The organism is Paenalcaligenes niemegkensis, assembly GCF_022230885.1.
Classification (GTDB): Bacteria; Pseudomonadota; Gammaproteobacteria; order Burkholderiales; family Burkholderiaceae_B; genus Paenalcaligenes; species Paenalcaligenes niemegkensis.
On the sequence record NZ_JAKGCT010000004.1, the window covers coordinates 1,131,332 to 1,145,270 of the forward strand.

Consider the following 13,939-nt stretch of genomic DNA (forward strand, 5'->3'; position numbering starts at 1 on the left):
CAGCTATTTTTAGCCCTGTATGATACCGCACCCTCATATAGTAGCTGAATCAGGCACATCAAAATAATGAAGCTGAGTTATGATTTTTTCTTTGTGCTCATAGCAGCGCTATACTCAGTAACGTTTTTGCTGAAAACGTAGCTCCCACTTATTACTGTGTCCTACAGCTAAGGGCAGATGTAGAGAAATCGTTTTGAAAAAAGGCTTCTATCTAGTCATGGCGGCGCAAGCGCTATCGTCAGTCGCTGACAATGCGTTATTGATCGCCGCCATTGCCCTAATCGCAGATTTGCAAGGCCCTGACTGGATGGCCCCCATGATGAAATGGTGGTTTGCCTTGGCCTATGTCGTATTAGCAGCTTTTGTAGGTGCTTTTTCCGACTCATACCCCAAAGGCAAGGTGATGTTCGCCACCAACGCCATCAAGCTAATGGGCTGTGCCATCATGTTCGGTCATCAGTATATTGCCCCTACCGAAAGCCAGCAGCTTTTGTTGGTTTTTGTTTCCTATACCCTGGTTGGTATAGGAGCGGCCGCCTATTCACCGGCCAAGTACGGCATCGTTACCGAAATGCTGGCACCTGAGGACCTGGTCAGAGGCAACAGCTGGATCGAGGGCCTGACAGTACTCTCTATTATCGTCGGGACAGTGTTAGGAGGCGTCCTCGTAAGCCCTTCGGTTTATGCGCAGCTGCAGGCCAGCCCTGTCATTGGCGCTGTTGCCCAGAGCCGGGCCGAAGTAGCAATACTCCTGATCAGCGCAGTCTACATAGTTGCTGCCCTTTGCAATCTATTAATACCCAGCACCAATGTCCACTACCCTAAGCAAAAAACAAAACCTTTAGCCTTAATCCGCGATTTCAGTTTTTTCGTACATATATTATGGCGCGATAAGCTGGGACAAATCTCCCTGGCCGTGACCACATTATTCTGGGGCGCAGGCGCTACCCTGCAATTCATCGTTATTGAATGGGGTAAGCAACAACTGGGCTATAGGCTGGACCAGGCAGCAATCCTCATGGGCATCGCCGCCATAGGGACGGTAGCTGGCGCTATTTTGGCGGGCCGGGTCCCATTGAAAAAAGCACTTTATGTACTGCCTTTTGGGGTGGTCATGGGTTTGGCCGTTTTGCTGATGCCCCTGGTGGAGGCCCCTTGGGCTGTCTATAGCCTGCTTCTGTTGATTGGAGCGCTATCCGGGTTCTTTGTCGTGCCTATGAATGCCCTGCTGCAACATCGCGGCCACGTATTATTATCTGCTGGTCATTCGATTGCTGTACAAAACTTCAATGAACAGCTGAACATACTGCTGATGCTCACTCTCTACAGCCTGATGTTATGGCTGAACTTGCCGATCAATGTAATTATCGTGATTTTCGGCTTGCTGGTAGCGTCGCTAATGATCGTATTTATACGCTGGAATCGCTATAACCTTCGTAAGCACCCTGAACTGGAAAAACAGATCGGGCAAAAAGGGCACGGCCGGGCCATCAGGCAGAGCCCCTCTTAATCCCGCTCAGGCACTTTGGCTTAAGCCCTTGACCAAAGCAAGGTCACGCCAGGCATTGGCCTTATGTTGCGGCCGCAATAATAACGAAGCTGGATGGTACGTAACGACTACCGGTATGGCCCTGCCCTGAGGCGACCGCCAATGATGCACTTTAGTACGTAGCTGCTCGATATCATCATTGCTGCCCAGCAGTTGATTGGCCGCTAGCTGCCCAAGAGCCAACACGTACTGCGGTTGCAAGAGCTCTATCTGTTTCAACATATAGGCACTACATGCTTCGATCTCGACCGCATTAGGGCCTTGGCTGCTCAACGGGCGGCACTTCACCAGTTGCGTGATATAACTATGCTCTTCACCCCCAAGACCAATGCTGTCTAGCATCTCCGACAGCAGCTTGCCAGCGTGACCGTCCAGGGCAACGCCCGATTTGTCATCAGCGTCGCTGGGAGCATCGGCTAAAACCAGCCACTGCACGGGTGCCTGAGCCCCTCTGCCAAAAACCGTCCTGGACCTGGACTGATGCAAGTCACATGAAACGCAGGTATCCACCGATTGCCGCAGCCCCTCCAGATCGTCAGGAATCACTCGCTCGCTCCGGCTCGCCGGGTCAGGATTAACAGCCTGAGCCATTGTGACCGAAGAGGGAGGCCGAATATTAGCGGCCCGGCGCAGGGTATCAATGGCCTCTTGCAAGGAGGCTGGCTTAGAAGACCGCGGCAACTCCTCAGCCGGTAGGGGCTGTCCCCCAGAGGGCACAGTGGTGGAGCTGGCTGCACCGGTCGAAGAAACAGGAGCAGTGGCTGCAGGCTGGCTTACACGGTCGTCCTTCGCAGGTTGCGTTGCGCGGTCAGCAGAATCAAGTTCACGCGTAATGCGCGACAAATAGGCCCGGTCGAGGCCCAGTTCTTGCAACCAGGCTCGCTGAATAGCCGATAACTGTAGTTCAGTAGAGCCTGATTCGATCACAACGCACCTTGACTAAGTGTTTTCTGGAGAAGCAAGGCGTCTTCGCGCTGGCTTTCTCCACATTGATAATAGTTTTTCCTCAGGCCCACCGAGATAAAACCCTGAGTCTCATAAAAACGTCGTGCCTGCAGATTAGAGTCTCGCACTTCGAGCATAAGGGCATCCAGCCCCTTTGACAGCAAAACATGTTCAATGGCGTTAAGCAGCGCCTTCCCCACCCCTTTAGACTGATAGCCGGGCTCGACCCCTATTAGCAATAGCTCGCCGAGATCAGGCGCAATCAATACCACCACGTACCCGACGATTTGCTGATTAACTTCAGCCACCAGCATGGTATAGCAAGACATATAGCTGTCGCGAAAATTGGCTTCTGACCACGGCTGCTCGGGCTGTACCTTAGCTTCAATTGCAGCTACCGTCACGATATCAGCCGCTTTCATGTCACGGATGACAATTTCCATTTGATCTTTTAGCGTATTCATCATGATTTCAGCTTAAGTTTGTCTCTGCGGGTCGCCACGGAGCCGACGGGTTTCCTCCCTGCCCTAGTTGGCGCTCAGCGGTAGTAAAAGCTACCTTGTCGCGTACGTACAGGGGCATCGCCTGTTCAGGCGCTATGGTCTCGCCCTGCTGCAACGCCAGCATCGCAAGTGCAGCCACACCTTCTACTGTAGGTTTACCCGCTTCGCCCAACTGAAGACCCGGCAACTCTGCCAACGGAGCAGCCAAGCCTGGAAAAGCAGTTAGCGCATCACCGCTTAACCGTACCGTTACCGGTGCTTCAAGTTGCGCTGTAAGCTGCTCTATCCACAAAGCCAGGAACTCAGCATCAAGCAACATGGGTTCGCGCACTGTCTCCCAGGCGTTTTTATCTACACGGTGCCGATACGCAGCCACGTATACCTCACCCATTCTTGCATCCAGCGCCACTACCTCGATTTGATCTGCTACAGCTTGTGCTGTAGCGGCTACCGCTAATAACGAGGAAACGGCGATTACCGGCAGGTTCAGGGCGTATGCCAGCCCCTGAGTCACACCGCAAGCCACCCGTAAGCCGGTGAAACCTCCGGGACCTTGTCCAAAGGCAATGGCACTGAGATCAGCCCGTGAAACATTCGCTTCTGCGAGCAAGGACTCCACCAAGGGGAGAATGCGCTCTGCATGCTCGCCGCTCCCCTCGTGCTCACGTATCAGCAAGCGGGAAGGCTCATCGGGCAATGCGCTTAACAGCGCTACGCCACATACCTGTGTGGACGTTTCTAAAACCAATATATGCGTATTCATCCAATCATTTTACTGCCTGAGCCGGTTCCGTGGCGGTTTCTCGTTTTGATGATAATTTGCTGCCTACCCGATCACGGCTTGCCATAGGTAGTTGAACCTTCAAAAATCCAGCGAGGACAGCCATAAAATGCCATCAAACTCGTAGCAATTAGCCTCTGCTTTTAACAAAGATGTATAAAGCAACGTCAATAAAGGCTTTACAAGCACTGTTACATCTATAGAATAGGAACTCGATGAACCTTCAAATGTATGAACGACGCGCTATTTTCTTAAACTTTCGTACTAAAAGCTTCATGTGTAATATTTTTCTACCGACCTGTACGAGCGACTCGGAGCCTGTTACATTTTCATCATGAATACGCAGAATCAACCCCTCTCCCGTAAAATTCTTGTCGTCGACGATGATCCTCGTCTTCGCGACCTACTTCGTCGTTACCTTTCTGAACAGGGCTTCAACGTCTTTGTTGCAGAAGATGGCAAAGAAATGTCCAAGCTTTGGCAGCGCGAGCACTTCGATTTGCTTGTGCTTGACCTGATGCTTCCCGGTGAAGATGGCTTGTCCATCTGTCGACGCCTGCGTGGTGGGCACGATAACACTCCTATCATTATGCTTACCGCCAAAGCCGAAGAGATCGACAGAATTGTCGGCCTAGAGATGGGTGCGGATGACTACCTGATCAAGCCATTTAATCCACGTGAGCTTCTCGCGCGTGTCAATGCTATCTTACGCCGCCGTGGTACAGAAGAACATCCTGGCGCGCCAAGCCAAGAGAACGAATCTATCGAATTCGGTCCTTATGTTCTTAACTTGTCTACCCGTACCTTAACCAAAAGCGACGACGTAGTTCCGATCACCACAGGCGAGTTCTCGGTATTGAAGGTGTTTGCTCGTCACCCCAAGATTCCTTTGTCTCGCGACAAACTGATGGAGCTTGCACGTGGCCGTGAATACGAAGCCTTCGACAGAAGTCTGGACGTACAGATTTCCCGGCTGCGTAAACTGATAGAACCCAACCCTTCCAAACCTGTATTTATCCAGACAGTATGGGGTTTAGGCTACGTTTTTGTTCCAGACGGCGGTAATTAAATTTACGCTACATGGCCACTAACTTAGGCACACAAAGCACGGGGTCTGGCACAGCCAGGCCCCAAAAACCGTCTAGATTCCGACTGGGCTTATTTAGTCGTTCTTTTCTGTTGCTCGCTGCCTTGATGTTAGTGAGTCTTGGCGCCTGGCTTCAGGTCTTCTTCAGCATGGAAGAAGGCCCTCGAGCGCGCCAAATGGCTCAACGGGTAACGACCGCTGTCAGCATTACCCGTTCGGCGCTTATTTATGCACCCACTCAGGTACGTCCTGCGCTGATGCTTGATCTTGCCACCAAGGAAGGTTTGCGCGTTCAGCCGCGGGAACAGGATGATGTGCTTGAGCCCTTGCAGCGCACCAATTATTGGATACATGTATCGCGAGAGATACGCTCTGGCCTGGGCAGCCAAACCCTGGTCATGTGGTCGGTGAACCAAATGCCTGGCATCTGGGTGTCTTTTGACATCAATGAAGACCAATACTGGCTTGTCTTTGATCGTGAGCAGCTAAGCCTCACCGCAGGTCCGGAGTGGTTCGGGTGGGCCGCTACAGCGCTGATGCTCGCCTTGATTGGTGCCGCAGTCAGCGTGCGCTTCGTCAATCATCCCCTGGCTCGCCTGGCCAAGGTCGCCCGTCAACTTGCCCGAGGGAAACTCCCTCGCCCTTGCCTGAACGTGGCCCTAACGAAATTCGCGATCTTAATATTGCCTTCAACCGGATGGCCCGCGACATACGTCAGGCCGAGGCTGATCGTGAGATTATGCTGGCGGGGATTTCTCACGACCTGCGTACCCCATTGGCTCGCATGAGGCTGGAAATCGAGCTCAGCTCGGTAAGCGATGAAACACGGCACGCCATCGACGAGGATCTCGCCCAGATCGACCACAGCATCGGTCAATTGATGGAATATGCGCGTCCTGCTGGCATCGCCCCCGAAAAGGGCATTGAAGTCTCCAACGTCTTGCACGAAATATTTGATCGTGAACGCTCCCATACCGAAAGCTTAGGCGGACAGCTGACTGCCAGCATCGAACCAAACCTGTATGCTCGTATCCAGGCGAACGACCTTAAACGCATCGTTATTAATCTGATCGAGAATGCGCGTCGGTATGGCCGTAGTCCTGATGATGATAAAGCCTATATACATCTCTCGGCCACCCAAAGCGGAAACATCATTGAAATCAGCGTAGAGGATCAGGGAGTCGGCGTAGAACCGCACGAAATTCAGCGCTTGCTGCGCCCATTTTCCCGAGGCGAGACTGCACGTACCGGTGTCAGCGGTGCCGGACTGGGGCTGGCAATCGTAGAACGCCTGCTGGGCCATGTAGGCGGCAACCTGGATTTAATTTCGCATCCGCCGCAAGGCCTGCTGGCCCGAATTACCATCCCTAAAATTCGGATGCGGGCTTATCAGCATCCGGAACGTAAAGGCCTGAATTAACAGCTGCACTGCACGACCGGCACGGCTGCAATCCCGGGCCAGCGTGTGCCACACGGACGACAATGGCTTATAGTCGGCTCGTCAGAAGCACTACCACATTGGCAGCAATGCCTTCTTTACGTCCCAGGTGACCTAAACCCTCGTTGGTTTTAGCTTTAATATTGACGCTCTCAGCGCTGATATTTAGATCGGCGGCGATGTTTGCCACCATCGCGGCGGCATGGGGTCCTATCTTAGGTGACTGCGCATGCACGGTAGCGTCTACATTCACTACTGTCCAGCCAGCTGCAGTAACCAGAGCCATCGCATCGCGCAGCAGTACGCGGCTGTCAGCGCCTTTATAGCGCGGGTCGGTATCCGGAAAGTGTCGGCCTATATCTCCCAAGCCTGCGGCACCCAAGATAGCATCAGTAGTGGCATGCAGCAGCACATCTGCGTCCGAATGCCCCAGCAGCCCATGTGTATGAGGAATGTGCACACCGCCTATTATCAAGTCGCGATTTTCGACCAATGCATGCACATCAAAACCCTGCCCAACGCGTATTCCCATATTCACAACCATTTTTCCATGAGTTTGAAATCTTCCGGCCAAGTCACTTTAAAATTACGGCTTGACCCCAATATTAATAGAGGATGATAGCCACTGTGCTCGACGGCAGAGGCCTCATCGGTAACATCAATACGTTGCTTGTGGGCGTGCTGCAGACTTTTTAACAATAGCCCCGCCTTAAACATTTGCGGTGTTTGCGCTAGCCACAGTTTGTCTCGGTTAACCGTTTCCGTCACAATGTTTAGTGCGCCGTTCGCATCTCCACGCTTTATAGTGTCAGCGACTGGCTGGGCCAGCAGCCCACCATGCTCCTGAGCCAGACAGGTGTCTATCAAGCGCTTCAGGGCTTCGGGCGGAAGACCGGGGCGAGCGGCATCATGTACCAGCACCCAGTCATCAAGGCCGGCATCGAGGTCGATCAGTGCGTTATAAACAGTATGTGAACGAGTCGCACCGCCCTGTTCACGCCAGACGGTACGCTCAAGGCCCATAAGGCTTTGTTCCACCCAGGCATCGTGCTTGCTTACAATGACCCTCACCTGTGTGATACGAGAGTCAGCCAACAGCGTCTGTACGGTTCGGCGCAACATCGGCAAGCCTCCTAGCAACTCATACTGCTTGGGCACTGTCGCAGCAGTGCCTGTGTCTGCAGTTTGCCTGGCCCGGGCACCAACGCCGGCTGCCGGCACAATTGCAATTATTTTTTTGTTCATAAGCCTTAACTTTATATGACCACCCTGACGGATACTGAAACCCAAACACCGCTTTCACTCTCCAGTACCGGCCAGGTGCTAAAAGCGCTCAAGCCGGGGCAACGTTATACCCAGGCCTTGCCCCCTGGCTCCGGAGACGCCTGGCTAATTGCGGACCTGGCTGCCAAAAGCGCAAAGCCTCTGGTTATCATGTGCGCCGATCCGTTGGACGCCTTAAGGCTTGCCGACGAAATTCCGCTATTTGCACCTACGCTTAGGGTAAGGCAGTTTCCTGACTGGGAAACGCTGGCCTACGACGGATTTTCGCCACACGAAGACCTGGTCTCGTCGCGCCTCCAGGCCATGAATGCACTGCTCCATGCCTCGGTAGATGTGTTGACGGTTCCGGTAACTACAGCATTGTATCGCCTCCCGCCACCTTCGTTCCTTGCGGCCTATACCTTTTCGTTTAAACAGGGTGAAAAGCTCAACGAAGCGCAGCTACGAGAGCAAATGATATTGGCCAACTACAGTCACGTCACGCAAGTAACTGCGCCCGGCGAATTCTGCATTCGCGGGGGCTAATCGATATTTTTCCGATGGGGTCTGTACTGCCTTACAGGCTCGACTTATTCGACGACGAAATTGAATCTATCCGGGCATTTAACGTGGATACTCAACGCAGCCTCTATCCAGTGCCCTCAGTAGAGCTGCTGCCTGGCCGCGAGTTCCCGATGGACGAAAATGCTCGCACTCTATTCAGAACGCGCTTTCGTGAAGTTTTTGAAGGCGATCCCTCACGTGCATTGCCTTATAAAGATATTGGTAACGGCATTGCCTTTGCGGGTGTCGAGTATTACCTTCCCTTGTTTTTTGAAGAAACCGCCACTTTGTTTGACTATCTGCCTGCAGAGTCCCTTATCGTCAGCGAAGGCGATATTGCACCGGTAGTGCAGCAGTTTCACGCCGAGACCTATGGCCGCTACCAGTTTTTGAAAAGCGACAGAGAACGGCCTGTACTGGCGCCAGAGGCCCTGTTCTTAAGCGAAGCTGAACTACACAGTCACATTAAAGACTTTGCCCGGCTTAGCCTTAGTTCTGGGGAGCATAACGACGAATTCATCCCTCTTCCTGAGGTCGCCATATCGCGCCGTGCCGAAGATCCCGTCGCGGCCCTGAGACGCGAAATCGCTGACCCCAGCCGTCGCACCGTACTGTGTGCCGACTCCGCCGGCCGTCGCGAGACCCTTGCACAAATGCTGCAAGAGTTCGGCATCTCGGTGTCTGGTGGCAGCCACGATCTACAGTCGTTCCTGGCATCAGATGAAGCCTTTGCCCTGGTGGTTGCGCCGTTATCCCAAGGCTTTGCCCTTCACGATGCTGCCATCAGTGTCTTAACTGAAAACGACCTGTATCCCACCCAGGCGCGCACTCAGCGCAGACGTGGCAAACAAGAGGCCACCACAGACGTTGAAGCGATGGTCAGGGACCTCTCCGAACTCAGGGAAGGCGACCCCGTTGTCCACACGCAGCATGGCATAGGACGTTATTGCGGTCTTATCGAGATGGATTTGGGCGAGGGCCCGGTTGAACTTCTGCATCTTGAGTATGCAAAAGGCGCCACATTGTATGTGCCTGTGTCTCAACTGCATGTTATTGCCCGATACAGTGGTTCTGACGCTGATGCTGCTCCATTGCATCAGCTCGGGTCAGGCCAATGGGATAAAGCCCGCAAGCGCGCCGCAAAACAGGCCCGGGATACTGCCGCCGAACTGCTGGACTTATATGCCAAACGTGCATTGCGCACCGGCAATCAATATAAGATTCCGCTTAACGATTACGAAAACTTTGCTGCAGGCTTTGGCTTTGAAGCCACTCCCGATCAGGGCGCTGCCATTGAAGCCGTCATGGATGATATGCGTTCTAACCAGCCTATGGATCGCTTGATCTGCGGCGATGTTGGCTTTGGCAAGACCGAGGTTGCCTTGCGTGCCGCTTTTTTAGCAGTGGCCAATGGCAAGCAGGTCGCTTTGCTCTGTCCTACTACCTTATTGGCTGAGCAGCATGCACAAACCTTTAGTGACCGATTCGCCGACTGGCCGGTACGCGTCGCCGAGCTATCCCGATTCAGATCTGCCAAAGAAAGCAAAGAAGCCATTGAAGGCCTTGGTGCAGGCCAGATTGATATCGTCATTGGCACGCATAAAATTCTCTCCGAAAGCGTAAAGTTCAAGGATCTGGGCCTGGTAATCATTGATGAAGAACACCGTTTTGGCGTACGTCAGAAAGAGCGCCTGAAAGCCTTAAGATCTGAAGTCGACATTCTTACCTTAACCGCCACCCCTATACCCCGTACCCTGGGCATGTCCCTCGAAGGCATACGCGACTTTTCGGTAATTGCCACTGCCCCTCAGAAGCGTCTGGCCATTAAAACCTTTGTACGTCGGGAAGACGGCAGCACTATCCGCGAAGCCTTGTTGCGCGAACTCAAACGTGGCGGTCAGGTCTACTTCTTGCACAATGAAGTCGAAACCATCCAGAATCGACGGGCTCGCCTCGAAGAACTGGTGCCTGAGGCTAGTATCGGTGTGGCGCATGGCCAGATGCCCGAGCGCGAGCTCGAAAGCGTCATGAAAAACTTCTACCAAAAACGTTTTAACGTATTGCTGTGCACCACGATTATTGAAACCGGCATTGACGTTCCTTCTGCCAACACCATCGTCATCCACCGCGCTGATCGCCTTGGCCTGGCGCAACTGCATCAGTTGCGCGGACGCGTAGGCCGATCGCATCACCAGGCCTATGCCTACCTGCTCACCCCAGGCGAAGATGCGATCACCAGCAATGCCAAGAAACGGCTTGAGGCAATTCAGGCCATGGAAGAGTTAGGAGCTGGATTTTTCCTTGCCATGAATGATCTGGAGATTCGGGGCGCAGGCGAAGTGCTGGGCGAATCACAGTCCGGAAATATCCAGGAGATCGGATTCTCAATGTATTCCGACATGCTCAATGCGGCAGTACGCGCATTAAAAGCAGGCGAAGAGCCCGATCTTGATTCACCCTTTGCGCTTAACTGTGAAGTCAATTTACGTGCGTCAGCGCTCTTGCCTTCTGACTACTGCGCCGACGTGCATGCACGCTTAGGATTTTACAAAAAACTGTCGCACGCCAAAGATCCTGTTGATCTGAGCACACTGCAAGAAGAACTGATTGACCGCTACGGTCCGCTGCCCGAAGCGGCTCAAACCTTGATGGCAGTGCATCGGCTACGCATTGCTGCCGAGCCCCTTGGCGTTCTTAAACTGGATGCCAACGCTGAATATGCCAATCTGCAGTTTTCCAGCAAGCCGAATGTTGACCCAATCACCTTGATTGAACTTGTGCAAAAGCACAAGTACATCCGTTTTGCCGGATCTGACCGCCTGCGTATCGAAATGAAAGAAGGAAGTGACCTTAAAGCACGAGTTTCGCGCTTGCTCGAGGTTTTAAGCCTGATTTCACGTCCTGATTAGATAACACCTGATCAGTGGCTTAGGCGAAACCAGTTAAGAATGGCATCTAAAGGAGCATGGTTTAGCGCATAGGCTGCCTGCTCCTGCACCACGGGCTTGGCTCTGTAAGCTACCGAGAACTTCGCCTTTTCCATCATTTTCAAATCGTTGGCTCCGTCACCAACGGCAATGATTTGCTCGGGTGCAGCACCCAAACGTGTCGCCAGCTGCGTGACATAGCCGGCTTTGGCCTGAGCATCAACAATGTCTCCGAGCACCCTGCCCGTCAACGTTCCATCAACGACCTCAAGCGTGTTGGCATGTGCCTCATTGAGTTCCAGGCGTGTCTTTAGCTTTTCAGTGAAAAACGTAAATCCGCCCGACACCAATAGCGTATGCACACCATGTTTTTTTGCTGTTGCAACCAGATTCTCTGCCCCGGCATTAAGCTGCAAGCGATTTTCATATACCGACATCAGGGCTGACTCCGGAACCCCTTCGAGCAGTCTGACACGACGAATCAGGCTTTCCGTGAAGTCTGCAATTTCACCACGCATCGCCGCTTCAGTAATGGCCGACACCTGCTCTTTACGGCCTACTGCTGCTGCAATCTCGTCTATACACTCGATATTGATCAACGTGGAATCCATATCCATGACCAGGATCTTGCATTCGCGCAACAGCTGGATTTGCTCCAAAAAAGCGAAGTCCATACGGGCGCGCTGACATTCGACGGCTACCTGAGGCTTCTCGTTACTATCAGCCCCCAGGATACGCACCGCCGTAGGACCCAGCTCTTGAACCCCGTCCGCGCTGACAATAGCTGCTATTTTTTCGATAACCGCCTGATCCAAGGTGGGCGACTGAAGTATTAAATGAGACATATTTCGTTGTTGAAAAATAATTATCACGCTTCGCAGCCGGCAACAGGCGAGAATCGCAGAAGAACCCCTAAGGGGAAACCAACTCAATATTGTAGCGCGCAACGAGCCAAATAATGATCCCCGAAGCTTAAGCACCTCAAGCCTCCTCCTTCAGCCTTGTATCTACCAGGCTCTCGGCGATATTATGATTAACAGCCAAACAGCGTAGTTTCCATTGAATGCACTTTAACCAGCGCCCTCACTTTGACACTAAGGATATAAACATGACTCAACACTGGCCTACTTATCGCTTACAGCAGATGTTGGGCATTAACAAACCTTTGATACTCGCTCCAATGGCTGGTGCAGGCGGCCTGGAGCTTGCTCTGGGCGTTTCCAAGGCCGGGGGCCTGGCATCCCTGCCCTGCGCTCTTTTAGAGCCTGCCACGATCCGCGAACAAGTTTCAGCCTTTCGCGAAACATCAACACAGCCCCTGAACCTGAACTTCTTCTGTCATCAGGAACATCCCATCGATGAATCGCGACAGCAGATCTGGCTGCAAAGCCTTGCAGAACATTACGAAAAAGCAGGCCTGAATATCAATGCCATCAGTCCCACTCGGGGACGAGCCAGTTTCAATGACGAGCTGTGCAGCCTGATCGAAGAGTTAAAGCCTGAGGTTCTCAGCTTCCATTTTGGGCTTCCTTCACCCTCTTTAATCGAACGGATCAAACGCACAGGAGCCATAATCATGTCTTCAGCTACCAGCGCACGGGAGGCCTTGCATCTGGAGTCTGAAGGGTGCGATATCATCATCGCCCAAGGGGCTGAAGCCGGCGGACACCGCGGCATGTTTATCGAAACAAACCCCCATGCCCAATGCGGCACAATGGCACTTGTTCCGCAAATAGTCGATGCTGTGCGCGTCCCGGTAGTTGCTGCAGGAGGCATCGCCGATGGCCGGGGCATCGCTGCAGCCTTCGCATTGGGAGCGGCCGGGGTACAAATCGGAAGCGCCTATCTGGCTTGTCCAGAGTCTTTGATTTCAGATTTGCATCGTCAGGCGCTGAGCCAGACAGAGGATCATTCCACTGTACTGACTACAGTCTTCACTGGCAGGCCCGCCCGCAGCATCGAGAACCGGGCCATTAATGAACTGGGCGCAACGCCTGCCGCCGCTCCGGCTTTTCCCCATGCCTCTAACGCTATCGCTCCGTTGCGCGCGCAGGCCGAGCAAGAGGGCCGCCCCGATTTCACCCCCTCTGGGCAGGGCAAGCGGCTGGGTTAAACAGGGAACTTCCCGCTGACGAGTTAACCTATGTGCTCAGCCAGGAGGCGCTGACACGTATGCACTGGCTACAATGTTAAAAACCCACTAGATCGCCAGAAACAAAAAGCCCGGCTTAAACATTATTGAATGGCTTCCGTTTGTTGGACGGGTTGGTTCAATGATGTTTAAGCCGGGCTTTTAAATTCGTCAAAACCAGCAGGCTACACACAGGCCCTTGGCCGCTATGCCTTAACAGCTTTAGGTGATCGGGTTTGGCGCCGTTTAATCAGATACCGGAACACAAAGCCCGGGTAACCCAAAACCAGATACAGACACAAGGCGATGGCGTAGAACTCCCAACGCTGCGGGAACGGATTACCAATACTCGCTTCGAAAGCAAAGCCCAAAATGCCCATCAGGCAAAATAGGACAAACATCTCTACAAGCCTGTCAAATACACTTTTATGTATAGGGTGCTGGCGCAGAAGGTAGCCAGGAATATAGAGCAAAATAGCAAACACCACCACCACAAGCACTACCATCAACAACAAAGGCACGGAGGAGTTAAAAAAACTCTGTGCTATATAACGATGCGCTACATAAGCGATGCCCGCCACAATGACAGCAAATAATAAGGAGCGCAATAATCGTAACAGAGGCGAACCCAAAGGTTCGCCCTGTTGCTGCCAGGGTAAAAACAGTAAGGGCCGCTGTGAAACAAAAGCCAGGTTGGCCGTAATGAGCGACAAAACTATTAATACCCAGACTGCTACACTTTGATTCATGA

12 protein-coding genes and 1 pseudogene are annotated in these 13,939 nt (G+C 52.8%); 6 read left to right on the top strand and 7 right to left on the bottom strand.

Going from position 1 to position 13,939, the window contains the following annotated elements; translation table 11 throughout:
* The first annotated feature begins 193 nt into the window (after positions 1-193).
* A complete protein-coding gene (gene lplT, locus L1889_RS09475; RefSeq protein ID WP_238664922.1) occupies positions 194-1,510 on the top strand; it encodes a lysophospholipid transporter LplT in 1,317 nt (438 codons plus the stop codon).
* Positions 1,511-1,516: 6 nt separating this feature from the next.
* On the opposite strand, the gene L1889_RS09480 is transcribed toward lplT, so the two are convergent.
* The 3 genes from L1889_RS09480 to tsaB are packed head-to-tail and all read right to left on the bottom strand — an operon-like array spanning position 1,517 to position 3,760.
* Positions 1,517-2,476: a uracil-DNA glycosylase gene (locus tag L1889_RS09480; protein ID WP_238664923.1), complete on the bottom strand. Its 960-nt coding sequence runs from the start codon at positions 2,474-2,476 to the stop codon at positions 1,517-1,519.
* The gene (gene rimI, locus L1889_RS09485; RefSeq protein WP_238664924.1) at positions 2,473-2,961 is read right to left on the bottom strand and encodes a ribosomal protein S18-alanine N-acetyltransferase; all 489 of its coding nucleotides are present in this window, start codon (positions 2,959-2,961) and stop codon (positions 2,473-2,475) included. Before rimI ends, L1889_RS09480 begins: the two co-directional genes overlap by 4 nt.
* A gap of 4 nt (positions 2,962-2,965) precedes the next feature.
* Positions 2,966-3,760 (bottom strand): tRNA (adenosine(37)-N6)-threonylcarbamoyltransferase complex dimerization subunit type 1 TsaB, encoded by a 795-nt coding sequence (gene tsaB / locus L1889_RS09490; RefSeq protein ID WP_238664925.1) that lies wholly within the window; start codon positions 3,758-3,760, stop codon positions 2,966-2,968.
* A 352-nt stretch (positions 3,761-4,112) separates the two neighbouring features.
* Here tsaB and ompR point away from each other — a divergent pair, with 352 nt between their 5' ends.
* From ompR to L1889_RS19365, 3 genes are all read left to right on the top strand, one after another.
* Positions 4,113-4,847 carry an osmolarity response regulator transcription factor OmpR gene (gene ompR, locus L1889_RS09495; RefSeq protein ID WP_238664926.1) on the top strand — a complete coding sequence of 245 codons (735 nt, stop codon included), beginning with the start codon at positions 4,113-4,115 and terminating at the stop codon, positions 4,845-4,847.
* Between the two features lie 167 nt (positions 4,848-5,014).
* Positions 5,015-5,653 carry a hypothetical protein gene (locus tag L1889_RS19360; RefSeq protein ID WP_444329660.1) on the top strand — a complete coding sequence of 213 codons (639 nt, stop codon included), beginning with the start codon at positions 5,015-5,017 and terminating at the stop codon, positions 5,651-5,653.
* Positions 5,650-6,285 carry an ATP-binding protein gene (locus L1889_RS19365; protein ID WP_444329671.1) on the top strand — a complete coding sequence of 212 codons (636 nt, stop codon included), beginning with the start codon at positions 5,650-5,652 and terminating at the stop codon, positions 6,283-6,285. The genes L1889_RS19360 and L1889_RS19365 overlap by 4 nt, the downstream gene beginning before the upstream one ends.
* A gap of 67 nt (positions 6,286-6,352) precedes the next feature.
* Here L1889_RS19365 and ispF read toward each other — a convergent pair whose 3' ends face one another.
* Positions 6,353-6,841: a 2-C-methyl-D-erythritol 2,4-cyclodiphosphate synthase gene (gene ispF / locus L1889_RS09505; RefSeq protein WP_238664927.1), complete on the bottom strand. Its 489-nt coding sequence runs from the start codon at positions 6,839-6,841 to the stop codon at positions 6,353-6,355.
* Positions 6,838-7,548 (bottom strand): 2-C-methyl-D-erythritol 4-phosphate cytidylyltransferase, encoded by a 711-nt coding sequence (gene ispD, locus L1889_RS09510; protein WP_238664928.1) that lies wholly within the window; start codon positions 7,546-7,548, stop codon positions 6,838-6,840. Before ispD ends, ispF begins: the two co-directional genes overlap by 4 nt.
* Before the next feature lie 15 nt (positions 7,549-7,563).
* Here ispD and mfd point away from each other — a divergent pair.
* Positions 7,564-11,039: pseudogene (gene mfd, locus L1889_RS09515) on the top strand (transcription-repair coupling factor).
* Positions 11,040-11,050: 11 nt separating this feature from the next.
* On the opposite strand, the gene serB reads toward mfd, so the two are convergent.
* On the bottom strand, positions 11,051-11,902 hold the full coding sequence (gene serB / locus L1889_RS09520) for a phosphoserine phosphatase SerB (protein ID WP_238664929.1): 852 nt from the start codon (positions 11,900-11,902) through the stop codon (positions 11,051-11,053).
* A 263-nt stretch (positions 11,903-12,165) separates the two neighbouring features.
* On the opposite strand from serB, the gene L1889_RS09525 reads away from it, so the two are divergent.
* Entirely contained in the window at positions 12,166-13,170 is a 1,005-nt protein-coding gene (locus L1889_RS09525; RefSeq protein ID WP_308217620.1) for an NAD(P)H-dependent flavin oxidoreductase, read from the top strand.
* 224 nt (positions 13,171-13,394) lie between these two features.
* Here the strand turns inward: L1889_RS09525 and L1889_RS09530 are convergent, their stop codons facing one another.
* The gene (locus L1889_RS09530) at positions 13,395-13,937 is read right to left on the bottom strand and encodes a DUF2818 family protein (RefSeq protein WP_238664930.1); all 543 of its coding nucleotides are present in this window, start codon (positions 13,935-13,937) and stop codon (positions 13,395-13,397) included.
* Positions 13,938-13,939: the final 2 nt, after the last annotated feature.

Excerpts from the sequence above, each read along its gene's own strand:
- rimI (WP_238664924.1), bottom strand. The coding sequence starts at position 2,961 with ATGATGAATACGCTAAAAGATCAAATGGAAATTGTCATCCGTGACATG.
- tsaB (WP_238664925.1), bottom strand. The coding sequence starts at position 3,760 with ATGAATACGCATATATTGGTTTTAGAAACGTCCACACAGGTATGTGGC.
- ompR (WP_238664926.1), top strand. The coding sequence starts at position 4,113 with ATGAATACGCAGAATCAACCCCTCTCCCGTAAAATTCTTGTCGTCGAC.
- L1889_RS19360 (WP_444329660.1), top strand. The coding sequence starts at position 5,015 with ATGGAAGAAGGCCCTCGAGCGCGCCAAATGGCTCAACGGGTAACGACC.
- L1889_RS19365 (WP_444329671.1), top strand. The coding sequence starts at position 5,650 with ATGAGGCTGGAAATCGAGCTCAGCTCGGTAAGCGATGAAACACGGCAC.
- ispD (WP_238664928.1), bottom strand. The coding sequence starts at position 7,548 with ATGAACAAAAAAATAATTGCAATTGTGCCGGCAGCCGGCGTTGGTGCC.
- serB (WP_238664929.1), bottom strand. The coding sequence starts at position 11,902 with ATGTCTCATTTAATACTTCAGTCGCCCACCTTGGATCAGGCGGTTATC.
- L1889_RS09525 (WP_308217620.1), top strand. The coding sequence starts at position 12,166 with ATGACTCAACACTGGCCTACTTATCGCTTACAGCAGATGTTGGGCATT.
- L1889_RS09530 (WP_238664930.1), bottom strand. The coding sequence starts at position 13,937 with ATGAATCAAAGTGTAGCAGTCTGGGTATTAATAGTTTTGTCGCTCATT.